General features: G+C 65.4%; 24 protein-coding genes. 7 read left to right on the plus strand and 17 right to left on the minus strand.

Annotated elements, in window-relative coordinates; all coding sequences use genetic code 11:
* Positions 1-77 precede the first annotated feature (77 nt).
* The 3 genes from rplT to infC form a co-directional block, all read right to left on the minus strand.
* Entirely contained in the window at positions 78-479 is a 402-nt protein-coding gene (rplT, locus tag B9Z03_RS06040; protein WP_085463364.1) for a 50S ribosomal protein L20, read from the minus strand.
* Between the two features lie 39 nt (positions 480-518).
* Complete coding sequence (gene rpmI / locus B9Z03_RS06045) at positions 519-722, minus strand: 50S ribosomal protein L35 (protein ID WP_006201248.1); 204 nt, start codon at positions 720-722, stop codon at positions 519-521.
* Positions 723-916: 194 nt separating this feature from the next.
* Positions 917-1,453: a translation initiation factor IF-3 gene (gene infC, locus B9Z03_RS06050; RefSeq protein ID WP_085467521.1), complete on the minus strand. Its 537-nt coding sequence runs from the start codon at positions 1,451-1,453 to the stop codon at positions 917-919.
* A 224-nt stretch (positions 1,454-1,677) separates the two neighbouring features.
* Between infC and B9Z03_RS06055 the strand changes: the two genes are divergently transcribed.
* From B9Z03_RS06055 to B9Z03_RS06070, 4 genes are all read left to right on the plus strand, one after another.
* Complete coding sequence (locus B9Z03_RS06055) at positions 1,678-2,445, plus strand: alpha/beta hydrolase (protein WP_085463365.1); 768 nt, start codon at positions 1,678-1,680, stop codon at positions 2,443-2,445.
* Positions 2,445-3,584 (plus strand): benzoate/H(+) symporter BenE family transporter, encoded by a 1,140-nt coding sequence (locus tag B9Z03_RS06060; RefSeq protein WP_085463366.1) that lies wholly within the window; start codon positions 2,445-2,447, stop codon positions 3,582-3,584. The genes B9Z03_RS06055 and B9Z03_RS06060 overlap by 1 nt, the downstream gene beginning before the upstream one ends.
* 75 nt (positions 3,585-3,659) lie before the next feature.
* The gene (locus B9Z03_RS06065; protein ID WP_244561671.1) at positions 3,660-4,745 is read left to right on the plus strand and encodes a mechanosensitive ion channel family protein; all 1,086 of its coding nucleotides are present in this window, start codon (positions 3,660-3,662) and stop codon (positions 4,743-4,745) included.
* 138 nt (positions 4,746-4,883) lie between these two features.
* Positions 4,884-5,345, plus strand: coding sequence for a DUF2852 domain-containing protein (locus B9Z03_RS06070; RefSeq protein ID WP_085463368.1), 462 nt, complete (start codon positions 4,884-4,886; stop codon positions 5,343-5,345).
* 51 nt (positions 5,346-5,396) lie between these two features.
* Here the strand turns inward: B9Z03_RS06070 and B9Z03_RS06075 are convergent, their stop codons facing one another.
* The 3 genes from B9Z03_RS06075 to B9Z03_RS06085 all read right to left on the minus strand — a co-directional run bounded on the left by B9Z03_RS06075 (position 5,397) and on the right by B9Z03_RS06085 (position 7,940).
* Entirely contained in the window at positions 5,397-5,597 is a 201-nt protein-coding gene (locus B9Z03_RS06075; protein WP_085463369.1) for a hypothetical protein, read from the minus strand.
* 179 nt (positions 5,598-5,776) lie between these two features.
* Entirely contained in the window at positions 5,777-6,778 is a 1,002-nt protein-coding gene (locus B9Z03_RS06080; protein WP_085463370.1) for a serine protease, read from the minus strand.
* Between the two features lie 286 nt (positions 6,779-7,064).
* Complete coding sequence (locus tag B9Z03_RS06085) at positions 7,065-7,940, minus strand: aldose 1-epimerase family protein (RefSeq protein ID WP_085463371.1); 876 nt, start codon at positions 7,938-7,940, stop codon at positions 7,065-7,067.
* Between the two features lie 131 nt (positions 7,941-8,071).
* Here B9Z03_RS06085 and B9Z03_RS06090 point away from each other — a divergent pair, with 131 nt between their 5' ends.
* Entirely contained in the window at positions 8,072-8,758 is a 687-nt protein-coding gene (locus tag B9Z03_RS06090; protein WP_085463372.1) for a GntR family transcriptional regulator, read from the plus strand.
* Here the strand turns inward: B9Z03_RS06090 and B9Z03_RS06095 are convergent.
* The 8 genes from B9Z03_RS06095 to B9Z03_RS06130 form a co-directional block, all read right to left on the minus strand.
* Positions 8,748-9,626 carry a DMT family transporter gene (locus B9Z03_RS06095; protein ID WP_085463373.1) on the minus strand — a complete coding sequence of 293 codons (879 nt, stop codon included), beginning with the start codon at positions 9,624-9,626 and terminating at the stop codon, positions 8,748-8,750. The two genes, B9Z03_RS06090 and B9Z03_RS06095, sit on opposite strands and share 11 nt — an antisense overlap.
* A 48-nt stretch (positions 9,627-9,674) precedes the next feature.
* Positions 9,675-10,361 carry an ABC transporter ATP-binding protein gene (locus B9Z03_RS06100; RefSeq protein WP_085463374.1) on the minus strand — a complete coding sequence of 229 codons (687 nt, stop codon included), beginning with the start codon at positions 10,359-10,361 and terminating at the stop codon, positions 9,675-9,677.
* Positions 10,358-11,107 carry an ABC transporter ATP-binding protein gene (locus B9Z03_RS06105; protein ID WP_085463375.1) on the minus strand — a complete coding sequence of 250 codons (750 nt, stop codon included), beginning with the start codon at positions 11,105-11,107 and terminating at the stop codon, positions 10,358-10,360. The genes B9Z03_RS06100 and B9Z03_RS06105 overlap by 4 nt, the downstream gene beginning before the upstream one ends.
* On the minus strand, positions 11,100-12,068 hold the full coding sequence (locus tag B9Z03_RS06110) for a branched-chain amino acid ABC transporter permease (protein ID WP_085463376.1): 969 nt from the start codon (positions 12,066-12,068) through the stop codon (positions 11,100-11,102). Before B9Z03_RS06110 ends, B9Z03_RS06105 begins: the two co-directional genes overlap by 8 nt.
* Entirely contained in the window at positions 12,065-12,988 is a 924-nt protein-coding gene (locus B9Z03_RS06115; protein WP_085463377.1) for a branched-chain amino acid ABC transporter permease, read from the minus strand. The genes B9Z03_RS06110 and B9Z03_RS06115 overlap by 4 nt, the downstream gene beginning before the upstream one ends.
* Positions 12,985-13,716 (minus strand): 3-keto-5-aminohexanoate cleavage protein, encoded by a 732-nt coding sequence (locus B9Z03_RS06120; protein ID WP_085463378.1) that lies wholly within the window; start codon positions 13,714-13,716, stop codon positions 12,985-12,987. Before B9Z03_RS06120 ends, B9Z03_RS06115 begins: the two co-directional genes overlap by 4 nt.
* Before the next feature lie 21 nt (positions 13,717-13,737).
* Positions 13,738-14,880 carry an ABC transporter substrate-binding protein gene (locus B9Z03_RS06125; protein ID WP_085463379.1) on the minus strand — a complete coding sequence of 381 codons (1,143 nt, stop codon included), beginning with the start codon at positions 14,878-14,880 and terminating at the stop codon, positions 13,738-13,740.
* A gap of 168 nt (positions 14,881-15,048) precedes the next feature.
* Positions 15,049-15,813, minus strand: a complete 765-nt coding sequence (locus B9Z03_RS06130; protein ID WP_085463380.1) for a class II aldolase and adducin N-terminal domain-containing protein — start codon at positions 15,811-15,813, stop codon at positions 15,049-15,051.
* Between the two features lie 404 nt (positions 15,814-16,217).
* On the opposite strand from B9Z03_RS06130, the gene polA reads away from it, so the two are divergent.
* On the plus strand, positions 16,218-19,208 hold the full coding sequence (gene polA, locus B9Z03_RS06135; protein WP_085463381.1) for a DNA polymerase I: 2,991 nt from the start codon (positions 16,218-16,220) through the stop codon (positions 19,206-19,208).
* Between the two features lie 39 nt (positions 19,209-19,247).
* Here the strand turns inward: polA and B9Z03_RS06140 are convergent, their stop codons facing one another.
* The 3 genes from B9Z03_RS06140 to rpe all read right to left on the minus strand — a co-directional run bounded on the left by B9Z03_RS06140 (position 19,248) and on the right by rpe (position 21,151).
* Positions 19,248-19,646, minus strand: coding sequence for a Fur family transcriptional regulator (locus B9Z03_RS06140; RefSeq protein ID WP_085463382.1), 399 nt, complete (start codon positions 19,644-19,646; stop codon positions 19,248-19,250).
* A gap of 81 nt (positions 19,647-19,727) precedes the next feature.
* Complete coding sequence (gene gph / locus B9Z03_RS06145; protein WP_244561672.1) at positions 19,728-20,408, minus strand: phosphoglycolate phosphatase; 681 nt, start codon at positions 20,406-20,408, stop codon at positions 19,728-19,730.
* Between the two features lie 59 nt (positions 20,409-20,467).
* Positions 20,468-21,151, minus strand: coding sequence for a ribulose-phosphate 3-epimerase (rpe, locus tag B9Z03_RS06150; RefSeq protein WP_085463384.1), 684 nt, complete (start codon positions 21,149-21,151; stop codon positions 20,468-20,470).
* Positions 21,152-21,319: 168 nt separating this feature from the next.
* On the opposite strand from rpe, the gene B9Z03_RS06155 reads away from it, so the two are divergent.
* Complete coding sequence (locus tag B9Z03_RS06155) at positions 21,320-23,494, plus strand: caspase family protein (RefSeq protein ID WP_085463385.1); 2,175 nt, start codon at positions 21,320-21,322, stop codon at positions 23,492-23,494.
* Positions 23,495-23,535 lie beyond the last annotated feature (41 nt).

Below are 23,535 nucleotides of genomic sequence, written 5' to 3' on the forward strand. Positions count from 1 at the left end.
GAAAAAACCCGCGCCAGCCCTGCCAGCGCGGGTTTCCCAATTGGTGTTGCCTGAAGTCCTGGGAAAACGCTGGTCGTTTAAGCGACTGCGCCTTCAAACTCGTTCGGCATGCCGTCCTTGAGGTATTCGAGCGCGGTCTTCGACTTGGCGACCAGCGCGACGAAGGCCTGCGGCTCGTGGATGGCGAGGTCCGACAGAACCTTGCGGTCGATCTCGATGCCCGCCTTGTTGAGGCCGTCGATGAAGCGGCCGTAGGTCAGGCCGTGCTCGCGAACCGCGGCGTTGATGCGCTGGATCCACAGGGCGCGGAAGTTGCGCTTCCGGACCTTGCGGTCGCGGTAGGCATACTGCATCGACTTCTCGACCGCCTGCTTGGCGGTGCGGATGGTGTTCTTGCGGCGGCCGTAGAAGCCCTTCGCGGCGTCCAGGACCTTCTTGTGCTTGGCGTGGGCGGTAACGCCTCTCTTTACGCGTGCCATGTCATGATCTCCTTAAATCTGTTCCAGGTCCGACGCGGCTCAGAGGCCGTTCGGAAGAAAATTCTTGATGACCTTCTTGCCGTCCGGTTCAGCCAGAACCATCGTGCCGCGGGCATTTCGAATGAACTTGTTGGAACGCTTGATCATGCCATGGCGCTTGCCGGCGGCTGCCGACAGCACTTTGCCAGTGCCGGTGATCTTGAACCGCTTCTTGGCGGCCGACTTGGTCTTCATCTTGGGCATTTTGCTATCCTTCTCGGTGCGCTTGATTGCGCTTATTTTTGCTCCGGACGGACCAGTGTCCGGAAAGCATACAAAACCGCCACGGCATGCCCTGCCGGGCGGTTTGGAACGCGGCCTTATACAGATGCGCCCGCAAAAGAGCAATACCGATTCGGCCATATGTCGGGGCTTTGCGGCGCGCGGCCGCCGAAGGATCACTTCGGCGACAGCACCATCATCATCTGGCGGCCTTCGAGCTTCGGCTCTGCCTCGACCTTGGCGATGCCTTCGACCTCGGCCTTGACCTTGTTCAGCAGTTCCATGCCGAGTTCGAGATGCGCCATCTCGCGGCCGCGGAAGCGAAGCGTCAGCTTGACCTTGTCGCCTTCCTCGAAGAAGCGGCGAACCGCCTTCATCTTGGTTTCGTAATCATGGGTGTCGATGTTCGGGCGCATCTTGATCTCCTTGATCTCGATGACCCTCTGATTCTTGCGCGCTTCCGCCGCCTTCTTCTGGCTGGCGTATTTCAGCTTGCCGAGATCGGTGATCTTGCACACCGGCGGCTCGGCATTGGGAGAGATTTCGACGAGGTCCAGGCCGGCGTCCTCGGCAATCTGGAGCGCCTCCTGGATGGAGACGTTGCCGCGATTGGCGCCTGTTTCGTCAATAAGCTGAACCCGGGGAACCCGGATGTCACGGTTGGAGCGTGGTCCCTCCTTCGTGGGGGCCGCTGCCTTGAAAGGTCTGCGAATGGTCGTGATCTCCTCGATCGTTGTCACTAAGGGTGTGCCGGCGCGGGCGTGACGCCGGTGGAAAGGGCAGATGTGTTATCCGCTTCGCGGGTTCAATACCACAATGCGGTGAAAAAAACAGCGGCCGCGTCGGTTCTGGACCAATGTGGAGGCCGTCCGCGACGGCTTTCCTCCCGACATCTCCTATGTCAGAACGCCGGGTCTGACGGAGACCTGCCTTGGATATGGATCTGGAACATATAGGGGTCGCTGGAGATTCAATTGCGGTCCGTCGCCGGGAAGGCCGTGCGCCGGGTCTCGTCTGGCTCGGCGGTTACCGGTCGGATATGCTGGGCACCAAGGCGCAGGCGCTGGACGAATGGGCCGGGCGCACCGGCCATGCCTGCCTGCGCCACGACTATTCCGGCCACGGCGAGTCGGGTGGCCGTTTCGAGGATGGGACGATCTCGCTCTGGCTGGAGCAGAGTCTCGCAGTGTTCCGCCGCTTCACCTCCGGACCGCAGATCTTCGTCGGCTCGTCGATGGGAGCCTGGATCGCGCTGCGGATGATCCAGGAACTGCGCAAGGCAGGCGAGGGCGAAAGGATCGCAGGCCTCATCCTGCTCGCGCCGGCGCCGGACTTCACAGTGGAGCTGATGGAGCCGCAACTGACCGAGGCGCAGAGGCGCGAGATCGAGGAAAAGGGCTACCTGTCAGAACCGTCCGAATATTCGCCGGAACCGAACATCTACACGAAAGGGCTGTTCGAGGACGGTCGGCGCAATCGGGTCCTGGACGGGCTGATCGAAACGGGATGTCCGGTCCATATCCTGCAGGGGATGAACGATCCGGACGTGCCCTACACCCACGCCGAGAAGCTGTTGCGGCACCTGCCCGTCTGCGACGTCACGCTTTCGCTGATCCGCGACGGCGACCACCGCCTCTCCCGCCCGCAGGACATTGACCTCATCCTGCGTTCGGTCGAGGGCATGACCAGGCAGGTGGCTGGCTGATGCGGTTGTCGATTCCCGCTTCGGCTTTCGTCGCCGCGGTCGTCGGCTTCGGCGGCACGCTCGCGCTGATCATCGCCGCCGCGAGGGCCGTCGGCGCGACCGATGCGGAGACGGCCAGCATGGTCACCGCCCTTTGCCTCGCCATGACGGTCGAGACGGCATACCTGTCCTGGAAGACACGGATGCCGGTGATCAGCGCCTGGTCGACGCCGGGCGCCGCCCTCATCGCCGCCTCGACGGACTTCACCATGGCCGAGGCAGTGGGAGCCTTTCTCGTCACCGCGATACTTCTGATCGCGACCGGGCTGTTCGGGCCGCTGACCCGGCTCGTTTCGCGTATCCCGGCCTCCGTGTCGTCGGGCATGCTGGCCGGCATCGTCGTCACTTTCGTTTCGGGCGCGTTCAAGACGGTGGCGGTGGACCCGCTGCTCATCCTGCCCCTGCTCGCGGCCTTCTTCGTCATCCGCCTGTTCAACCCGGCCCTCTCGGTGTTGGCAGTGTTGGTCGGTGGCGGTGTGCTGGCCGTGCTTCTGGGACGTGTCGGCGACCTGCCGACGCCGGAACTGTCGACCATCACGCTGATCGCGCCGCAGTTCACCACCGCGGCACTCGTCGGTCTGGCAATACCACTCTACCTGGTCACCATGGCTTCGCAGAACCTGTCGGGACTTGCCGTTCTCAAGGCCGCCGGCTACGAGCCGCCGGCAGGCGAACTGATCGCGACGACAGGCCTGGTCTCGCTCCTCACCGCCCCTCTGGGCGCTCTTACCACCAACCTCGCGGCGATCTCGGCGGCGATCTGCACCGGTCCGGACGTGCATCCCGACCCGGCCGAACGCTGGAAGACGGGACCGTTCTATGCCTTGTTCTACCTGTTGTTCGCCCTCTTCGGCGCCTCGCTCGTTGCGATCTTCGCTGTGTTGCCCCCGTCGCTGATCGCCCTTGTCGCCGGGCTTGGCCTGATGGCGCCGCTTGTGAACGCCATGAGCATCGCGCTCAAGGAGGAGAGCGAGCGCATTCCGGCGATCACTGCATTCACCGCGACCGCCTCCGGCCTCGTCATGGCGGGCATCGGCTCCGCCTTCTGGGGACTGCTTGCCGGCCTGATCGTATTCGGTATCGGCAAATTGCGCCGCTAAAAGGGATTTGGGGGTTGAAGCTGAGCCCCCGGGCGCTAAGCTTGTGTTGCGATGCAACAAAGCCCGTTTCACCAGATGGGCCTGTTCCTTCCGGATTGGGCCGAAACACTGATCATCGTGGCTCTCGCCCTGGCCGCAGCATGGTTCGCGCACGCGGTCGCTTACCGGATACTCACGCGTCTGCTCGGTGGCTACGCCGTGTTTTTCGACCGGTTGCTGACGAGGATGCGCGGGCCGCTTCGGCTCGTTATGCTCATCTTCGCCCTCTCGGCGGCGTCCACCGTCGCCCCCCTGACACAGACCGAACAGACCTTCATCCGTCACATTCTGCTTGCCGGCTTCATCACAGTGGTCGTCTGGCTCGCGCGCACGGCCCTCAATCTGTGGACCGAACTGCACCTGAAGCGCTTCCAGATCGACGTCGAGGACAACATGCTCGCCCGCAAGCATGTCACGCAGTCCCGCATCCTGCTGCGCGTCGCCGACACGATCCTGCTGGTGATCGGGCTCGCCGCGATCCTGATGACGTTCGACCCCGTGCGCCAGTACGGCGTCAGCCTGCTCGCTTCCGCAGGCGCGGCGGGCATCGTGGTTGGCTTGGCCCTGCAGCCGATGCTCAAGAACCTGTTCGCCGGCGTGCAACTCGCCCTGACGCAGCCGATCCGGATCGACGACGCGGTGATTGTCGAAGGCGAGTGGGGGAACATCGAGGAGATCACGGCCACCTACGTCGTCGTGCGCATCTGGGACCTTCGCCGCCTGATCGTGCCGCTCAACTACTTCATGGAACAGCCATTCCAGAACTGGACGCGCCAGGATGCGCGCCTGTTGGGCAGTGTGATGATCTATCTCGACTATACGACGCCGGTCGATGCCGTCCGCGAAAAGGCGAAGGAGATCGTGGCCGCGTCGAAGAACTGGGACCGCGGGGTATTTGCCGTCCAGGTCACCGATTTTCGTGAGACGGTGATGGAGATCCGCATCCTGGCAAGTGCGCCCAGCGCCGGCAAGGCATTTGACCTCCGCTGCGAAGTCCGTGAGCAACTTGTGTCCTGGTTGGCACAGGACCATCCGCGCGCACTGCCGCGCGTTCGCAATGACTTCCGCGACACCGGGCCGGCACGAGGAACGAAGGACACTGCGGCGGCGCAGTTGCCCTGAGCGCCTGTCCGTAGCGCGGCGCGCGCCGACCGCTTTACGTAACTTTACATTGCAGAGTCTTGAATCGGGGGGTGGCCGGGGCCATTTCGAATTCAAGGCAGCCGGGTGGGTTGCCGGTAAACGAAGGAACAGAAACTGATGAACACGACTGCACTGATCCGTCCGGCCTGGACGCCGGCGACCATTGCTCTCATGGTGATCGGCTTCATGGTGTTCTGGCCGCTGGGCCTGGCCATGCTCGCCTACATCATCTGGGGCGACCGGCTTGACGGCTTCAAGCGCGACGTGAATGGCGCGACGGACCGCATCTTCGGCTCCTGCCGCAAGGCCGGCTCCTGGAAGTCCCACGCCCGCACCGGCAACGTCGCTTTCGACGACTGGCGCGAGAAGGAACTGGAGCGCCTGGCCGAGGAACGTCGCAAGCTCGACGAGACGCTGGCCGAATTCGATGCCTATGCGCGCGAACTGCGCCGCGCGAAGGACCAGCAGGAGTTCGACCGCTTCATGTCGGAGCGCTCGCGCAACACGCCTGCTCCGACTGAGCAGCGTAAGCCTGCGAAGCGTGGCAAGGGTTCGGAAGGTCTTCTCGACGACGTGTAATCGGGGCTTCAGCCCCACCCTAAAGACGGCGCCGCCCAAACGGCGCCGTTTTCATATCCGGCTTCGAGACGACTTCGCCTCGGCGCGGTCAAGTCTTTGAAGGTATTCCCCGAAGACTTCGCTGGTATTCGTGTCGGGGCGGAAGACGGGCAGGCGCGACAGGAACTGACGGTTCCCGGTGTCGTGCAGCTGATCGCGGATCAGCGCCGACAGATCGTCTTCGCCCCCTCTGCCTCTGCTGCCTTTGGTCATGGTCCAAACCTCTCGTTCGGAAAGGTGAACTCATCCTGCGCCCGATCGTTCCGGTAGTGAACGGATCGTTCGAATTAGGGTAAAATTTGAATGAATTGGGAACCGACCGAATCTCGGCTGTGCCCTGAACGACAGCGGGCGGCCGAAGCCGCCCGCGACCATCCTTCCAGCCACCGCGCTCAGCGCACGCCGGCGTTCTGCGAGATCCAATCCGTGTATTTGGCGATCCGCGTGTAGACGCCGTAGGCGTTGCGATGACCGCAAGGCATCTCGGCGTCGAGCGGACCCTCGCCCCAGCTCACGATGCCGATCTGGACCGAACCGGCGGAGCTCTCCGAGAACAGCGGACCGCCGCTGTCGCCCTGGCAGGCGTCGCGCGCGCCGTCGGGCTCGCCGGCGCAGACCATGTTGCCGGTGAGCGGATCGCCCATGGCAGGCTCCAGCGCCGGCCCGAGCTGGTCCAGAGCGTCTTCCGACATGCGGAAGCGGCCGATGTAGCGCGAGAGGACGTATTTCATATCCTCGCCGTAGATCCTCTTGATGCCCGAATTGCAGGTGGCGTTCGGGAACAGCCGCATCTGCGCCTTGAGCAGGTTGCGCGGGAAGCCGCCGTTCTCCATGCGGCCCCAGCCGGTGACGGTGACGTGGCCGTCCTCGACGTCGGCCTTGGTCAGCTTGACCGGCTTCTCGGTCGCCTTGGTCTTGAGCTTCATCAGGCCGATGTCGTTGTCCAGCGCATACGGGTCGTAGCCCTCGTGGACGATGATTTTCTCGACCTCATGCCGGGTGCCTTCGGCGAGATCGGTCGCGCCGGTGAGGACCACGACCGTCTCGGCGCCGATCGGCGCGCCGGCCTGCACGAGGCAGTGCGCGGCGGTGAGCACCCAGTCGGGAGCGATCAGGCTGCCGCCGCAGAACTGGGCGTTGAGCTGCGAATCGGTCGATGCATCCAGCGAGCCGCTGAACAGCAGAGCGACCTGGAAAGGATATTCGCCCTGCTCGGTGGCGTAGCCGCCGACCACGCGGTCGTCTTCCGCCTTGGCGCGCGCCTCGGTGACGCGGCTCATGGGCGAGAGCTCGGGCCGCTCGCCCGCGTTCTGCGCAGCGGCCGGAAAGGCCGCGAGCGCCGTGGTGCCGGCGAGCGCAAGGAGCGCCAGCCCGCGTGTCAGAGTCCTGATCATCTGCAAGTTCGTACCTCCTGAGACGTTTCTTTCCCGCGGGTGCGACCTGCGAAGCCGCCCGCCCTCTGCCGTCAAAGCCCCAAAGCCATCAAATACTCTTCAGGCAAAGTCGCCAAGATTGATTGGCGGCAATGTGGGAATATTTGCGGCACAATCTTCCCTTGGGACACATGATGCCTATGCCCTTGGAAAATCGCGAGGATTTGTATCGGGCGTATGTCGGTAAGAGCGCGTGCGCGGACGCGGCTGCCGCGATCTCGACATGATCGGCATACCGCGCGGAAGGTCAGCCCCGTAGCGCGATATCCATCGCGAAGGCGATCGTATCGCCCGGCGCGATTGGGACGATGCCGGGCCTGGCGAAGATGTCGCCATCGAAGCCTTGCGGATCGGCATGGCCGGCCCACGGCTCGATGCAGAGGAAATCCGCGCCCGGCTTCATCCAGACCCCGAGAAAGGGCAGGTTGCGAAAGCCGATCTCGATCGCGAGCGGCGCGCCGGGCGCCTCGAAGCGGACGCGGCGGCTGTCCAGGGATCTCAGCACCATCGCGCCCTGGTCGAACAGTTGCTCGGAAAGCGCCAAGACGCCACCCCTAACATCGAGAACGGAGCTTTCGGGAAGGATCAGCCCGTTGCGGGCACGGAAGATCTCAAGTCGCTCGTCGGCATCGAAGACGAGGCGATGGCCGTGCTTCGCGGGGCTGGACGGCAGGGGCCAGCGGAAGCCGGGGTGGAAGCCGAAGCTCGCGGGAAGGATCGCACCGCCCGGATTGCGCACCGTCGCCACGACGGTCAGGATCTCCTCCGCGAGACCGTAGGCAATGTCGAGGACGAAGGCGAACGGGTAGTGGAGATGCGTAGCCGGGGAATCCGCGAGCCGCAGCAGGCAACGATCCGCTTCGCGCTCCACCACCTCGAACTCCATCGAATGCGCGAAGCCGTGCAGCGGCATTGGATAGGATGTTTCACCCACCCTGATCCGGTCATTGGCGCTTCGCCCGACCACAGGAAACAAGATCGGGCTCGACCGGTCCCACCACCGGGCATCGCCGCGCCAGAGGAGATCGCCGTGGTCGCGATGGCAAAGGCCGGTCAGCTCCGCGCCGAAGCTTGATATGCGCGCTTCGGTCTGGCCTGACCGGAGCAGGAGTTCTTCCGCCATGGACTGCGCCTTCCGGAGGGGTTTCCTACGTGGCCCGGGAATGTGATATGACGTGGCTCACTATCCGAAGCAGGGCGGGTCACGCAATTTGAAGTCGGTTCCAGCGGTCGAAATGGTGGGTCCTTACCCGCATGTATAGTTTCCTCCAGCCGCTCGAACGAACCGGACGTGGTTCGACAACGGAGCGCGTCTACGGCGCTTTGCGCGACGCGATCGTCCATCGTCATCTGAGGCCCGGCGAATTCGTCGACAAGAACCTCGTCTGCGAGCGCCTGGGCGTGTCGCGCTTTCCTGTGTCGGAGGCGCTTGGCCAGCTGGCGCGGCAGGGCTTCGTCGAGGTGCTGCCCCAGCGCGGCACGCGGGTAAGCCGCATCAGCCTGAAGGACGTCCGGCAGAACCTTTTGATCCGCAGGGCGCTGGAGGCCGAGACCGTGCGAGAGCTCGCGCGACGCACCCCGCCGCCGATGGCCCGGCTGGACGAGAACATCGCCGCGCAACGCGCGGCCCTCGCGGCAGGCGACGACACCGCCTACTACAACCTCGACATCGAGTTCCATTCGATCCTGCAGCAGGAGTTGGGATACCCCTATGTGACCGCGACGATCGACGCCGCTCGGGCTGGCCTCGACCGGGTGCGCCGCATGCTGGGCAGCCTGCACCGGATGGAGCTGACCTTCGAGGAGCACGCCGCCGTGGTAGAGGCGATCCGGGCCGGCAACAGCGAGGGCGCGGCCGACGCGATGCGCCGCCACCTCGACAATGTCGACACGCTGCTCGCGAGCTTCGCGTCCGATAATCCCGACCTTTTCAGCCGGTAGCGGCCGCCTTTGGCGGTGCGGCGCCCCGGAGGTTGAGCAGGTTGCCGAACAGGATCATCGCGGCTCCCGCGACTGTCCAGGCGTCGAGCATTTCGCTGTAGAGCAGGTAACCCAGCGCCGCCGACAGCGGCACGCGCAGGAAATCCATCGGGATGACGACGGTCGCGTCGGCATAGGTCATCGCTTTAGCCATGCAGTAGTGCGAGAAGGTGCCGCAGGCGGCGATCACGGCGATCCAGGCCCAGGTTTCGGCGGACGGCCAACGCCACACCCAGAGCGCCGGCACGATACCGATCAGGCCCTGGATGACCAGCATCCAGAACATGATCCTGACGACGCTGTCATGCCGCGTGAGGCCCTTGACCATCGTTACCGAGATGCCGAAGCCGACGGCCATGACCAGAGCGATCAACTGGCCGGGCGCGACATGGTCGAGGCCGGGCCGGACGATGATGGCAACACCGAGGATGCCGAGCACGATCGAGGCGATCTTCAGCCCACCGATGCGCTCGCCGAGGAAGAGCCCGGCGAAGATCGCGGTCCATACCGGCATGGTGAACTCGATCGAGATCAACTGCGCCAGCGGGATCATCGTCAGCGCGAGAAGCCAGGCATATTGGGCGAAGTAATGCACGACGTTACGGCCGACATGCTGGCCGATGACGCTCGTGCGCATAGCGCGCAGCCCGCCGGCCGCATGAACCAGCGGCCAGAGCAGGACGAGCCCGATGAGGGCCCGCAGCTCCATGATCTGGAACACGTCGATCTCGATCGTCGCAGCCCGCCCGGCGACGCTCATCAGCAGCATCAGGGTCAGCCATCCCGCCATCCACAAGGCGGCCTTCGCGAGCGAAGGGTGTGCACTCATGCCTACGTTTCCTTCCCTTGGCCGGTGGACCGGCCGCCGCTTCCCGGTTCAGACGCCGAGATAGCGATCCTGCACTTGCGCGGTCAGCTCGTCCGGCCGTCCGGTCCACGCGACGGCGCCCTTTTCGAGCACCACGCAGCGGTCGGCGACGGGTAGCAACTCCGACATCGTCTTGTCGACGACCAGAATGGATTCTCCATTGGTCTTGAGCGAACGGATGGCGCGCCAGATGTCCTGCCGGATGACGGGCGCAAGGCCCTCGGTCGCCTCGTCGAGGATCAGCAGGCGGGGATTGGTCATCAGCGCGCGGCCGATGGCGAGCATCTGCTGCTCGCCGCCGGACAGCGTGCGGGCATATTGCCCCTCGCGCTCGCCAAGGCGGGGGAAGAGCCCGGATATTGTGTCGAGCGTCCACTTGCCCGGCCGGGCTGCGGCGAGCAGGTTTTCGCGCACGGTGAGGTTGGCAAAGCAGCGACGGCCTTCCGGCACCAGACCGATGCCGAGGCGGGCGATGCGAAAGGATTTCTCGCGGATCACGTCGCGGCCGGCGAAGGAGATCGCGCCGGAGCGGTTCGGCATCAGGCCGCAGACGGCGCGGATCGTGGTGGTCTTGCCCATGCCGTTGCGCCCCATCAGCGCCACGACCTCGCCCTCGCCGACCGAGAGGTCGACGCCGAACAGCGCCTGGCTCGCGCCGTAGGAGGCTTCGAGGCGCTGGACGGAGAGGAGCGTCATGCGCTGTCTCCCAGATACGCCTCGCGCACGGCCGGATCGGCGCGGATGTCCGCGACGGAACCGCTGGCGATGACACGGCCATAGACCAGCACCGAAACACGGTCGGCGAGCGCGAAGACGGCGTCCATGTCGTGCTCGACCAGAAGGATCGGCGCCTCGGCGCGAAGCCTGTCGAGGAATGTCGTCAGCGCGCGGGAGCCTTCCGGCCCCATGCCGGCCATCGGCTCGTCGAGCAGGAAGGCCTTCGCGCCGAGCGCAATGGCAATGGCGATTTCGAGCTGGCGGCGCTCGCCATGCGAGAGTTCCGCCGCCCGTACAGACGCGCGGGCCGACAGTCCGACGCGGTCCAGCGCAGCGCCCGCGGCGTCGAGCAGGCCGCGGTCGTGCATGACGCTGCGCACGAATCGGAAGCTCGAGCCCTGCCGTGCCTGAACTGCCAGCATGACATTGCGCAGCGCCGAGAATTCCGGGATCAGCGACGACACCTGGAAAGTGCGGCCGAGGCCGAGACGGGCGCGGGCAGCGATACCGAGCGGCAGGATGTCCTGCCCGAGGAAGCGGATCGAGCCGGTGTCGGGCTTCAGCGCGCCGGAAATCTGGTGCATCAGCGTCGTCTTGCCGGCGCCGTTGGGGCCGATCAGCGCGTGGATCTCGCCGGGTTTAAGGTCGAGGGTGACATCGTCGGTCGCCTTGAGCGCGCCGAAACTCTTCGAGAGGTTGCGCAGTTCAAGGACCGGCTCAGTCATGGCGAGCCCTTCCGGCGATCAGGCCGACGATGCCGCCGCGTGCGAAGAGCACGACCCCGAGCAGCATCAGGCCAAGGAAGAACTGCCAGCGCTCGGTGATGGAGCCGAGCCAGTATTCCAGCATGACGTAGAGCATCGCGCCTGCGACCGGCCCCGCGAGCCGGCCCGTGCCGCCGAGAATGATCAGCACGATCAGCTCGCCCGACATCGGCCAGGCGAGCATCGAGGGGCTGGCGAAGCGGTTGAGCTCGGCGAACATCGCACCGGCCACGGCCGTGATCATGGCCGACAGGACGAAGGCGACGAGCCGGATCGGAAACGGTTCGATGCCGACGGCGGCCACCCGCAGCTCGTTCTGCCGCGCCGCCTGGAGAGCCGCGCCGAAACGCGAGACGCGGATGCGCCAGAAAACCAGGAGGCCGGCGAGGAGCAGGCCAAAGGCGATCAGGAAAAGGTCGCGCGGCACGGCGGTATTGAGGCCGGGAAAGCCGTTGCGCAGCGCGATCGACAACCCGTCCTCACCGCCGTACTCTTTCCAGGAGACGGCGAAGTAGAAGATCATCTGCGCGAAGGCGAGCGTGATCATGATGAAGTAGACGCCGGAGGTTCTGAGGCTGATCGCGCCGGTGATGACGGCGACGACGCCGGCGGCGAGGGCTGCGAGAAGCCAGACGAGCGGCATCGAGGCCGGAATGTCCATGCCGAGAAGCGGTTCTGCGTTCATCGCGTGCGTTGCGACAATGCCGGCCGCGTAGCCGCCGATGCCGAAGAACGCGGCATGGCCGAAAGAGACGAGGCCGCCGAGGCCGAGCGCGATGTTGAGGCCGACCGCGGCGAGAGCGAGGATCGCCATGCGGGTGGCCAGCGTGGTGTAGAACGGGTAGCCAGCGGCCTGCGTCGCGAAGGGGAGCGCGAGCAGGGCGGCGAGGAGCGCGAGGGTGAGGAGGCGTTCCCGGGTCATTGCGCCCCCGTCGCGAACAGGCCCTTGGGCCGGAACGCCAGGATTGCCGCCATGACGATGTAGATCAGCATGGAGGACAGCGCGCCGCCGAGGCTCGCGGCCTGGGCGGGGCCGAGCAGGGCCGTCAGCAACTGCGGCAGGAAGATGCGGCCCATCGTGTCGACCAGCCCAACCAGAAGCGCGCCGAGGAAGGCGCCCTTGATCGAGCCGATGCCGCCGATGACGATGACCACGAAGGCCAGGATCAGCACCGGCTCTCCCATGCCGACCTGCACCGACTGCAGCGCTCCCACCATCGCGCCTGCGAGGCCGGCGAGCGCGGCGCCGAGCGCGAAGACCATCGTGTAGAGCGTTCGGATATCGACGCCGAGCGCGCCGATCATCTCGCGGTCGCTCTCGCCGGCGCGGATGCGCATGCCGAGCCGGGTGCGCGAGATGAGCAGGTAGAGCCCAAACGCGACCGCGAGGCCAACGAGGATGATCGCCAGCCGATAGAACGGATAGTGCACGCCGCCCGGCAGCGCGACCGCACCGGTCAGAGCCGGCGGGATGTCGAGATACAGCGGGAACGAGCCGAACAGCCACCGCGTACCCTCGGAAAAGACGAGGATTAGTGCAAAGGTGGCGAGCACTTGGTCGAGATGGTCGCGCTCGTAGAGCTTGCGGATGACCGTCACCTCTACGATCGCGCCCGCGGCGGCTGCCGCCGCGAGGCTGGCGATCAAGCCGAGCCAGAACGAGCCGGACCAGGCCGCGACCGTGGCGCAGGCAAACGCACCGACCATATAGAGCGAGCCGTGCGCGAGGTTGATCAATCCCATGACGCCGAAGATGAGCGTCAGCCCGGCCGCCATCAGGAACAGCATGACGCCGAGCTGCAGGCCGTTCAGGAACTGTTCGATGACGAGGGCCGCGGTCATCGAGGTGGCGCGGCACGGATCATAATGGCGTGGGCGGCGCTTACCAGTGCAGCATTGTCCCTGGCCGGACTGCCGTCCGGTAGCACCAGCACGTCCTCAAAGCCGATACGCGTGTCGCAGCCGCGCCGCGCCGCCTCGCCGACACATGGCCAGGCGCTGCGGCCGGAGCCGTGCAGCAGGATCGGTGCGGCAATCGCCCGGTCGGCCAGGATGCGTAACACCCTGTCCGCTTCGTCGAGCGCCGCCTGCGGCTCGACATCCTGCATCTCGATCAGGATGCGCAGGGGCGGCGGCGGGTCGGGCAGCGCCGTGAAACGTTCCGCGTCCGCCACCGACCAGATTCCAGCCTCGATGCCGATACCGCGCCCGGCCATCATCTCCATGATTTCGGGTGCGTCGTCCTCGTTGAGATTGATCGAGACGTAGTCGGGTAGGGCGGTCCAGCCGGCCATGTCTTCGTGACGCGCCCGGCCGCCCGGTGCGATCCAGGTGCCGGTGCTGATGCCGACGGGCATATGGGGCACGGCCGCGCGGATCGCGACGAGCGCCGCGGCGACGTCGCCTGGTGCAAGGCTTTCGGCGCCCATGGCATTGCGCGGATGAACGTGAAGGGTTTCCGCTCCGGCATCGCGGCATGCCATGGCATCCGCCGCCAGTTCGGACGGTGTCAGGGGAACGCGTGCCGCCGCAGTGCGGACGCGTCCCCCGTTGAGGCAGGCCTGAAGCATCGGGTGCGACTGCCCGGTGCCTTACATCTTGCACTTCTCGGCGTAGGCGTCGCCGTGGTCGGTGAAGGAGGTGCCGACGATCTTGTTGGTCAGCACGCCGTCGCCGTCCTTGTAGACCTCGCGCACGTAGAAGTCCTGGATCGGATGGTTGTTGGTGTTGAACTTGAACTTTCCGCGGACGCTGTCGAACTCGGCTGCCTTGAGCGCGGCGCGGAAGGCGTCGGCGTCCTTGACGCTGGCCTTGCCCTTGGCCGCGATCAGCAGGTTCGCCGTGTCGTAGGCCTGGGCGGCGTAGATCGAGGGCAGGCGGTTGTATTCGGCCTTGAACGCCTCCACGAAAGCCTTGGACGCCGCGTTGTCGAGATCGGGCGCCCAGGAGGCGGTGTTCTTCGCGCCGATCGCCGCGTCGCCGATCGCCGGCAGCACGTCCTGGCTGAAGGAGAAGCCGGGGCCCATGACCGGAATGCCAACGCCCGACTGCGCGTACTGCTTCATGAAAGCGATGCCCATGCCGCCCGGCAAGAAGAAGAATACGGAATCGGCGCCCGAGGCGCGGATCTGAGCGATCTCGGCGGCATAGTCGGTCTGGCCGAGCTGGGTATAGACCTCGCCCGCCAGCTCTCCCTTGTAGTAGCGCTTGAAGCCATTGAGCGAATCCGTGCCCGCCGGATAGTTCGGCGCCAGGATGAACATCTTCTTGATGCCCTGCTGCTGGGCATAGTTGCCGGCGGCCTCGTGGAAGTTGTCGTTCTGGTAGGCGACGTTGAAGTAGTTCTGGTTGCACTTCTCGCCGGCGAGCGGCGACGGGCCGGCATTGACCGACAGGTAGAACTTGCCCTGGGCGACCGCATTGGGAACGACCGCCATTGCGAGGTTCGACCAGATGATGCCGGTCAGAACGTCGACCTGCTCGGCCTGGATCATCTTGTCTGCGATCTGCACCGCGATCTCGGGCTTCATCGCATCGTCCTCGGTGACGACGGTGATCTCCGCATCGTTGGCCTTCTTGATCGCCAGCATGAAGCCATCACGCGCGTCAACGCCGAGGCCGGCACCGCCGCCTGACAATGTGGTGATCATGCCGATCTTCAGCGGCTCGGCCATCGCCAGGCCGGACACGCCGACCGCCAGGCCGAAGGCGATCGCTGCAAGAAGCTTACCCATCTCGATACTCCCGTTGTTTCATTGTCCCGCGGCGGGCCGCCGCCCGGTCTTTTTGCTCCACGACAGCACTTTCCACAGTTCTGCGAAAACTTCCACCTCGACATGCGGATCGGCCAGCGCGTTTCCGGAAAGGGCTGCGATGAATTGTTGCCTACAGACTGAGCGGCGTCAGTCGCGGTAGGTCGAGCCTTCCTCGTCGAGGATGAGCTTGAGCTGGTCGAGGTGGCGCGCAGCGGTGGCGACCGGGTAGGCGTCCATCTGGCTGGCGACCGTCTCGGCCACCTCGTCGGACAGGAAGCGCAGCGGCCGGCCGGTCCACAGCGCCTTGACGTAGTTCTCGCAGGCGCGCTCGAAGTAGTAGAGTCGGTCGAATGTGTCGGCGACGGTCTGGCCGATGACGAGCAGGCCGTGATTGCCCATCACCATGGTCTTGATCTTCGGATCGGCGAAGAGCTTCGCGCAACGCGTACCCTCCTCCTCGAAGGCAAGGCCGCCATAGCCGTCATCGACCACGACGCGGTTGTGGAACATCGCCGAGTTCTGGTCGACCGCCGGCAAGCGCGAATCTGCCAGCGAGGCGAGCACGGTGGCGTAGCGCGAATGGACGTGCATGGCGCAGCGCGCGTGCGGCACGAGTCTATGCAGCGAGCCGTGCAAGCCCCAGGCGGTCGGGTCCGGCGCGTCCGGGCGCTCCATGGTGCGCGGATCGTTGGCGTCGACCAGCACGAGGTCGCTGGCGCGCACCCGGCTGAAATGCACCATGTTCGGATTGATCAGGAACTGCGTGCCGTCGTCGTTGACGGCGAGCGAGAAATGATTGGCGACAGCCTCGTGCATGTCGAGCCGCGCGGTCCAGCGTAGCGCCGCCGCAAGGTCGATGCGCTGGTCGAAATGGGTGATGTTGGAACCGATACGGCGCGCGGCGACATTCATGGGCTGGGCTCCTGCGAGGCCGCAGCATGCACCGGCGCGAGACCCCGCACAACAGCACCGATCTTCCGGGCCGTAGTCCTGAAACGAAAATGGCCGCCACGGTGGAGGGGGGTTCCGTGGCGGCCTTACTCGAAACGATGCGGCAGCCCGGAGAGGGGGGATGAGGCTGCCGCAGTGTCCGGTATAGGCGGGGGACGGGCCTTCAACCGAACTCGGCGTTAATTGCCGATGACCGTGATTTGGGTCCCTGAACGTGGCGATTCAAGGGCGCCAAGATTACATCTTTGTAACGAACCCGTGAGAATCGGGGACGTCCTCCCGGTCCTGTCAGGTCCTGACAGCTACCGCTGGCCCGCGCGGCTTTCCGATAGACCGTACGTCGCCAGCGCGCTATCCCTTCGGCCATGAAAAAAGGCGATCACCTCTTCCTCGTCGATGGCTCGGGCTACATCTTCCGCGCCTACCATGCCTTGCCGCCGCTCACCCGCAAGTCCGACGGGCTGCCTGTGGGTGCGGTCTCAGGCTTCTGCAACATGCTCTGGAAGCTGATGCAGGATGCGCGCAACACCGACGTCGGCGTCACGCCCACCCATCTGGCGGTGATCTTCGACTATTCGTCGAAGACATTCCGCAACGAGCTTTATCCCGAATACAAGGCCAACCGCTCCGCACCGCCGGAAGACCTGATCCCGCAGTTCGGGCTGATCCGGCAGGCGACCAAGGCCTTCGATCTGCCCTGCATCGAAATGGAGGGCTTCGAGGCGGACGACCTGATTGCGACCTACTGCCGGCTGGCGCGGGAGGCAGGCGCAGACGCTACGATCATCTCATCCGACAAGGACCTGATGCAGCTCGTTGGCCCGGCGGTGTCGATGTACGACCCGATGAAGGACAAGGAAATCAAGATTCCCGAGGTCATCGAGAAGTGGGGCGTGCCGCCGGAGAAGATGATCGACCTGCAGGCGCTGACGGGCGATTCCATCGACAACGTGCCGGGCGTGCCGGGCATCGGGCCGAAGACGGCCGCCCTCCTGCTCGAACAGTTCGGCGACCTCGACACGCTGCTGGCTCGTGCCGGCGAGATCAAGCAGGAGAAGCGGCGCGAGGCGATCATCGCCAATGCCGAGAAGGCGCGTATCTCGCGGCTCCTGGTGACGCTGAAGGACGACGTGCCGAACGTCGAACCGCTGGAGGATTTCGTCCTCCAGCCGCCGAACGGGCCGAAGCTGATCGCCTTCCTCAAGGCGCTGGAGTTCACCACGCTGACCCGGCGCGTGGCGGAAGCGAGCGGCACGGATGCGGCTGAGGTGGAAGCAGCCGTGGTCAAGGTGGAACTTGGCGACGCCGCGCACGGGCCGGATGTGGGGGCGGGCGACAGCGTTCCAACCTCCGCCTTGCGGGGAGGTCGCCCCGAAGGCGCGGGTGGGGGTGAAGCCGCCTCGACTCCTGCCGGTGCATCCCCACCCACTCCCCTCAGAGGGGAGGGGGACACGCCTCAAACCCTCGCTGCCGCCCGCGCCGAGACGGCGGCGTCGATGCCATTCGACGTAAAGTCGTACACTTGCATCCGCGACATCGCCGAACTCTACCGCTGGATGGACGAGGCACGGGACGCAGGCGTCGTCGCCTTCGACACCGAGACCACTTCGCTCGATCCGATGCAGGCGGAGCTGTGCGGTTTCTCGATCGCCACCGCACCCGGCCGAGCGGCCTACGTGCCGGTCGGCCACAAGAACGGTGTCGGCGACCTGCTCGGCGGCGGGCTGGTGGAGAACCAGATTCCAATCCGCGATGCGCTCGCCGCGTTAAAGCCGTTGCTGGAGGACCCGTCGGTCCTGAAGGTTGCGCAGAACCTGAAATACGACCTGGTGGTGATGAACCGCCACGGCATCGACGTGCGCCCCTACGACGACACGATGCTGCTGTCCTACGTTGTCGACGGCGGCGCATCGACCAGCCACGGCATGGACGCGCTGTCGGAGAAGTGGCTCGGCCACAAGCCGATCGCCTTCAAGGACGTCAGCGGTTCGGGCAAATCGTTCCAGACTTTCGACATGGTCGATCTCGAGCGGGCGACCTGCTACGCGGCCGAGGACGCCGACGTGACGCTGAGGCTCTGGCTGGTCTTGAAGCCGCGGCTCGTCGCGAAAGGCCTCGTCTCGGTCTACGAGCGGCTGGAGCGGCCGCTGGTGCCGGTGCTGTCGAACATGGAGCAGCGCGGCATCTCGATCGACCGGCAGATCCTTTCGCGCCTCTCGGGCGAACTGGCGCAGAACGCCGCCCGCATCGAGGACGAGATCTATGCGCTGGTCGGCGAACGGATCAACATCGGCTCGCCCAAGCAACTGGGCGACATCCTCTTCGGCCGGATGGGCCTGCCGGGCGGCTCGAAAACCAAGACCGGCCAGTGGTCGACATCGGCGCAGCTTCTCGAGGACCTTGCGGCGGAAGGCCACGAACTGCCGCGCAAGATCGTCGACTGGCGCCAGCTCACCAAGCTGAAATCGACCTATACGGATGCGCTGCCGGGTTTCGTGAACCCGGAGACCGGCCGCGTGCACACCTCCTACGCGCTTGCCTCGACGACGACGGGACGATTGTCCTCGTCCGACCCCAACCTGCAAAACATCCCGGTTCGCACCGCCGAAGGCCGGAAGATCCGCACCGCCTTCGTCGCCGAACCCGGCCACAGGCTGATCTCGGCCGACTACAGCCAGATCGAGCTGCGCGTTCTGGCGCATGTCGCCGACATTCCGCAGTTGAAGAAGGCCTTTTCCGAGGGTGCCGACATTCACGCGATCACGGCCTCGGAGATGTTCAATGTGCCGGTCGCCGGCATGCCGTCGGAAATCCGCCGGCGGGCCAAGGCGATCAATTTCGGCATCATCTACGGCATTTCAGCCTTCGGGCTGGCCAACCAGCTGTCTATTCCACGCGAGGAGGCGTCGGACTACATCAAGCGCTACTTCGAGCGTTTCCCCGGCATCCGCGACTATATCGAGGAAACCAAGGAGTTCGCGCGCCGCGAAGGCTATGTCGAGACCATCTTCGGCCGGCGCATCCACTATCCGGAGATCAGGTCGCCGAACCCGTCGGTGCGTGCGTTCAACGAGCGCGCCTCGACCAATGCGCGGCTGCAGGGCACGGCCGCCGACATCATCCGCCGCGCCATGATCCGCATGGACGCGGCACTCGTCGCCGCCGAACTGGATGCGGTGCGCATGCTCCTGCAGGTGCACGACGAACTGATTTTCGAGGCGCGCGAGGAGGATGTCGAGCTGGCGATCCCGGTGATCCGCGAGGTGATGGAGAACGCGGCGATGCCGGCGGTGTCGATGTCCGTGCCGCTCAGCGTCGACGCGCGCGCCGCGCACAACTGGGACGAGGCGCATTGAAGGCGTCCCGATCGCGTTCGATCTGAGCCGCGGGTCCGCTCAGGCGGAGGCGCACTTCCCGCAGGTGCCGCGCAATTCGATGGCGGCCTTGCTCGCCTTGAAGCCCGTAGCCTGCGCCCAGGCTTCCAGGCGTTCGGACAGGACCGGATCGGTGAATTCCGTCACTTGGCCGCAGGTTTCGCAGATGGCGAAGCCGGTGATGCCGTGGTCGTGGTGATGGTGGCCGTGGCAGGCGACGAAGGAATTTATGCTCTCCAGCCGATGCACCAGCCCGCTCTTCATCAGCGTGTCGAGCGCGCGGTAGACCTGCAGCGGCGCACGAAAGCCATCGTCGCGAAGCTGGTCGAGCAGGGCATAGGCGCTGAGCGGCCCTTCGGACTTTTCGAGCCGATCGAGCACGAGGGTCTGGTTTCGCGTAAGGTCCGTCCTGGTCGCCATATTGCCTTCAACCATTCCGCGCGCGGTTTGTGAAGCGCGATGGCACGAATATGGGGGCTTTGCCTGAGGAAGCCAAGCGGTTCAGGCCGGACGCATGCCCGCGAGCGTCGCGAGGAGGTCGGCAAGGCCGTCGATGACGATGTCGGCGCCGATCTCGTCGACAGGCACGGAGGTGTAGCCGCCGCGCAGCGCGATCACCGGAATGCCCGCCGCGCGGGCAGAGCCGACATCCGCGACGCTGTCTCCGACCAGGACAGCGTCCTCCGGCCTGAGGCCCAGCCGGTCGAGCGCGGCGAAGATCATGTCGGGCGCCGGCTTCTTCTCCACGCCCGAATCGCCGCCGATCACGGCGTCGAGATAGGGAGAAAGCCCGAAATGATCGAGGATCGCCTCGGTGGGCATCTGCGGCTTGTTGGTGACGACGCCCATCAACACGCCCTGCGCATGGAGCTCCTCGACGATTTCCCGCGCGCCGGGCGTCAGCACGGTGAGCACGGTCAGGTGATCGGCATATATGCCGATCATAGCTTCGTATTCGAGATCGAGCTCGTCGGCGTCCAGCGGATGGCCGACCGCGATGAAGGCGCGCTCGACCAGCTTCTTCACCCCGTTGCCGATCATCGACACCACGTCAGGCAGCGACAGCGGCCCGAGCCCGCGACGCATCAGCAGGATATTGATCGACGCATGCAGGTCGGGCGCCGAATCGATCAGCGTTCCGTCGAGGTCGAACAGGACCGCCCGCGGCCAGGTGTCGCTCAAATCAGGTTTCTCCAAGGCCGATCGAACAGTTCGATCTTGATCCGCTTTACGGCGATTTTCTAGGCCGCGCGCTTCATCGCGCCGTCCGACGCCGTGCGGATCGCTTCGATGTTGGCGCGGTAGGAGGCTTCGGAGCCGCCTTTGAAGACGGCGGAGCCGGCGACCAGCACGTTGGCGCCGGCAGCAGCGACGAGAGGGGCAGTCTCGGGCGTGACGCCACCGTCGATCTCGATGTCGATCGGCCGGTCGCCGATCATCGCCTTCACGCGCTTCACCTTCTCGACCACGGAGGGGATAAAGGCCTGGCCGCCGAAGCCGGGATTGACGGTCATCAGGAGCACCAGGTCGAGTCGGTCGAGCACGTATTCGATGACGCTCTCAGGCGTCGAGGGATTGAGCGACACGCCGGCCTTCTTGCCGAGATTGCGGATCGCCTGCAGCGATCGGTCGAGATGCGGCCCGGCCTCGGCATGGACCGTGATGACGTCGCAGCCGGCATCCGCGAATGCGGCGAGATAGGGATCGGCGGGCGTGATCATCAGGTGGCAGTCGAACACCTTGTCCGTGCGGTTGCGGATAGCCTTGATGACCGGCGGACCGAAGGTGATGTTCGGCACGAAATGGCCGTCCATGACGTCGAGATGGATCCAGTCCGCGCCGGCGCGCACGATCGTCTCGACCTCGTCGCCAAGCTTCGAGAAGTCCGCCGAGAGAACCGACGGCGCGATGATGGTTCGGCTCATGCGTCCTGCCTCGCTATGGTCATGGTGGGAGACGTTTGCCCACGCGGGGGGCGACGGGTCAAGGCGTTTCTCTCTTTGGCGGCGACCTGTACCGGTTCAAAAATCGGCCTCAATCTGCCATGAACCTTCCCTTACGGCCGGTGCGCCGCTTGGGCTTGGGAGAGACGAATGGTTTTGAAACGCGCGGGCAGCCTGCTTGCGGCCATGGCGTTCGCCACACTGTGCGGTGGAACGCTGGAGGCCGGGGCGCGGACCAACAGGGCGCTGCTCGTCGGCGTTTCGGAATATCCGAACCTGCCGAAGGGCGACTGGCTGGAAGGACCGAAGAACGACGCCGGCCTGGTGCGCGACTATCTCGTCAGCAATCCGACAGCGCCCTTCGCGGCGGTCGACGTGACCGTGCTTGCCAGCAACACCGAGGGCGCGGAAGCGCCGACACGGGCGGCGATCCTGAAGGGCCTCGCAAATCTCGCGGCGAAGGCCGAGGCCGGCGACTTCGTCTACATCCAGTTCTCCGGCCATGGCTCGCAGCAGCCGGCGATCGAACCTTCGACGGAGATCGACGGCAAGGACGAGATCTTTCTCGCGTCGGACGTCGCCAAGATCGATCCCTCCACGAAGCAGGTACCGAACGCGATCCTCGACGACGAGATCGGCGCGGCGCTGGACGCGATCCGCGACAAAGGCGCCTTCGTCTGGGTCGTGTTCGACGCCTGCCATTCGGGCACGGCGACGCGCGCGGCTGGACTCGGCGTTGAAGAGAAGGAGCGCAAGATCTCGCCGGAATCGCTCGGCTTCACGCCTCAGATGATGGCCGAGGCGCGCGGGGAGGCCACGCGTGGAGCGGGAGGCGACGCGGAGCGCGAGAATGCGCTTGGGCTTTCTGATGAAGAAGAAGGGGCAGGCGGAGCGGAGCGCGGCGGCATGGTCGCCTTCTTCGCCGCGCAGACCGTGGAGACAACACCGGAGTTTCCGCAGCCGGTGACTGATCCTTCGGGCAAGATCTTCGGCCTGTTTACCTATACGCTGATGTCGAAGCTGGCCGAGAATCCGCAGGTCACCTACCGCCAGCTCAGCCAGAGCATCCTGCAGGCCTATTCCGGGCTCAACCGAACCAAGCCGACGCCGCTGTTCGAGGGCGATCTCGACGCGCCGGTGTTCGGCATGGAGCCGGGCGACGCCGTGCTTCAATGGAAGGTGGCGATTAAGGACGGCGTCGTGGCGCTGCCGGCCGGCATGCTGCACAGGGTCGAGCCCGGCACCAAGCTCGCCCTGCTGAAATCACCGCTCGATCCGATCGACGACGCGATCGGCTACCTGGAGGTGCGCTCGGCGACCAACCTGACCAGCCAGGCGCTGCCGGCGGCCTTTGCCGGTCGCTCCGCGCTGCGGATGGAGGAAATCCCGGACGGGGCCTATGCGCGGATCGCCGAGATGGCGATCAACTTCGAACTCGCGGTCGCTAAGGCGCCGGATGCGGACGGACTGTCCGAGGATGTCGCGCGCGCCAACGCGGCTTTGGAGGCGATCGCGGCGGACGGCAAGACGCCGCTGAAGCTGAGCGTGGTCGAGCCCGGCGCGCCGGCCGACATACGGCTCGCGGTGATGCGCGAGAGCGACGTGCCGGGCGCTGCCGCCGAAGCGTCGAAGGAGGCCGCACTCTGGCTGTTGCCGCCCTCGGGAGAGATCAGCCTGGAGCAGGGCCGCCGCCCGCCGTCGATGTTCACGTCGGATGCGGAAAAGCTCGGCGCGAAGCTTTCCGATGATCTCGTCGTGATCTCGCGGGCGATGAACCTGTCGCGCCTTGCGGGCGCGTCCGACTTCCGCCGCGGCGATGTCAGCGTCACCTTCTCGATCCAGCGAGCGGACGAGGAGGAGCTGACGCCGATCGAGGCGGGGAACGTGCCGGTGCTGCATCCGGGCGATTCGATCTTTGTCTCGGCGAAGAACGAGTCCCGCAAGCCGGTCGACCTCAACGTGCTCTATGTCGGCAGCGACTACACGATCAGCTCGGCGGAAGCGCCGATCCGCCTGCACGAGCGGGACGAGCTGCCGGACACCGGCCTGTTCACCGTGTCGGAGGGAAGTTTCGGCAACGAGCGACTGATCGCGGTGCTGACCGAGGCGGAGCAGCAGTCGTCCACGCTCGACCTTGGCTACCTGGCGCAGAAGGGCGTGCGGCAGGCGACGCGCTCGGCCGCTGCGCCCGAAGGCTTCGCGGGTCTGCTGGACGATATCGCCAAGGCACCGGCGACGCGCGACGTCAAGCGTTTCCAGGACAAGCGCGGCTCCAAGGGCGCGGTGCTTGTCTTCCCGATGGAGACCAGCCCGGCTGCAAACTAGCCGGCTTCCTCTTGAAGCAAACCGCGTCTATGGAATCATGA

It is taken from the genome of Mesorhizobium australicum (assembly GCF_900177325.1).
Lineage (GTDB): Bacteria > Pseudomonadota > Alphaproteobacteria > Rhizobiales > Rhizobiaceae > Mesorhizobium_A > Mesorhizobium_A australicum_A.

Coding starts and splice junctions, on each gene's coding strand:
- rplT (WP_085463364.1), bottom strand. CDS start 479: ATGGCACGCGTAAAGAGAGGCGTTACCGCCCACGCCAAGCACAAGAAG.
- rpmI (WP_006201248.1), bottom strand. CDS start 722: ATGCCCAAGATGAAGACCAAGTCGGCCGCCAAGAAGCGGTTCAAGATC.
- B9Z03_RS06055 (WP_085463365.1), top strand. CDS start 1,678: ATGGATCTGGAACATATAGGGGTCGCTGGAGATTCAATTGCGGTCCGT.
- B9Z03_RS06060 (WP_085463366.1), top strand. CDS start 2,445: ATGCGGTTGTCGATTCCCGCTTCGGCTTTCGTCGCCGCGGTCGTCGGC.
- B9Z03_RS06065 (WP_244561671.1), top strand. CDS start 3,660: ATGGGCCTGTTCCTTCCGGATTGGGCCGAAACACTGATCATCGTGGCT.
- B9Z03_RS06070 (WP_085463368.1), top strand. CDS start 4,884: ATGAACACGACTGCACTGATCCGTCCGGCCTGGACGCCGGCGACCATT.
- B9Z03_RS06075 (WP_085463369.1), bottom strand. CDS start 5,597: ATGACCAAAGGCAGCAGAGGCAGAGGGGGCGAAGACGATCTGTCGGCG.
- B9Z03_RS06080 (WP_085463370.1), bottom strand. CDS start 6,778: ATGATCAGGACTCTGACACGCGGGCTGGCGCTCCTTGCGCTCGCCGGC.
- B9Z03_RS06085 (WP_085463371.1), bottom strand. CDS start 7,940: ATGGCGGAAGAACTCCTGCTCCGGTCAGGCCAGACCGAAGCGCGCATA.
- B9Z03_RS06090 (WP_085463372.1), top strand. CDS start 8,072: ATGTATAGTTTCCTCCAGCCGCTCGAACGAACCGGACGTGGTTCGACA.
- B9Z03_RS06095 (WP_085463373.1), bottom strand. CDS start 9,626: ATGAGTGCACACCCTTCGCTCGCGAAGGCCGCCTTGTGGATGGCGGGA.
- B9Z03_RS06100 (WP_085463374.1), bottom strand. CDS start 10,361: ATGACGCTCCTCTCCGTCCAGCGCCTCGAAGCCTCCTACGGCGCGAGC.
- B9Z03_RS06105 (WP_085463375.1), bottom strand. CDS start 11,107: ATGACTGAGCCGGTCCTTGAACTGCGCAACCTCTCGAAGAGTTTCGGC.
- B9Z03_RS06110 (WP_085463376.1), bottom strand. CDS start 12,068: ATGACCCGGGAACGCCTCCTCACCCTCGCGCTCCTCGCCGCCCTGCTC.
- B9Z03_RS06115 (WP_085463377.1), bottom strand. CDS start 12,988: ATGACCGCGGCCCTCGTCATCGAACAGTTCCTGAACGGCCTGCAGCTC.
- B9Z03_RS06120 (WP_085463378.1), bottom strand. CDS start 13,716: ATGCTTCAGGCCTGCCTCAACGGGGGACGCGTCCGCACTGCGGCGGCA.
- B9Z03_RS06125 (WP_085463379.1), bottom strand. CDS start 14,880: ATGGGTAAGCTTCTTGCAGCGATCGCCTTCGGCCTGGCGGTCGGCGTG.
- B9Z03_RS06130 (WP_085463380.1), bottom strand. CDS start 15,813: ATGAATGTCGCCGCGCGCCGTATCGGTTCCAACATCACCCATTTCGAC.
- polA (WP_085463381.1), top strand. CDS start 16,218: ATGAAAAAAGGCGATCACCTCTTCCTCGTCGATGGCTCGGGCTACATC.
- B9Z03_RS06140 (WP_085463382.1), bottom strand. CDS start 19,646: ATGGCGACCAGGACGGACCTTACGCGAAACCAGACCCTCGTGCTCGAT.
- rpe (WP_085463384.1), bottom strand. CDS start 21,151: ATGAGCCGAACCATCATCGCGCCGTCGGTTCTCTCGGCGGACTTCTCG.
- B9Z03_RS06155 (WP_085463385.1), top strand. CDS start 21,320: ATGGTTTTGAAACGCGCGGGCAGCCTGCTTGCGGCCATGGCGTTCGCC.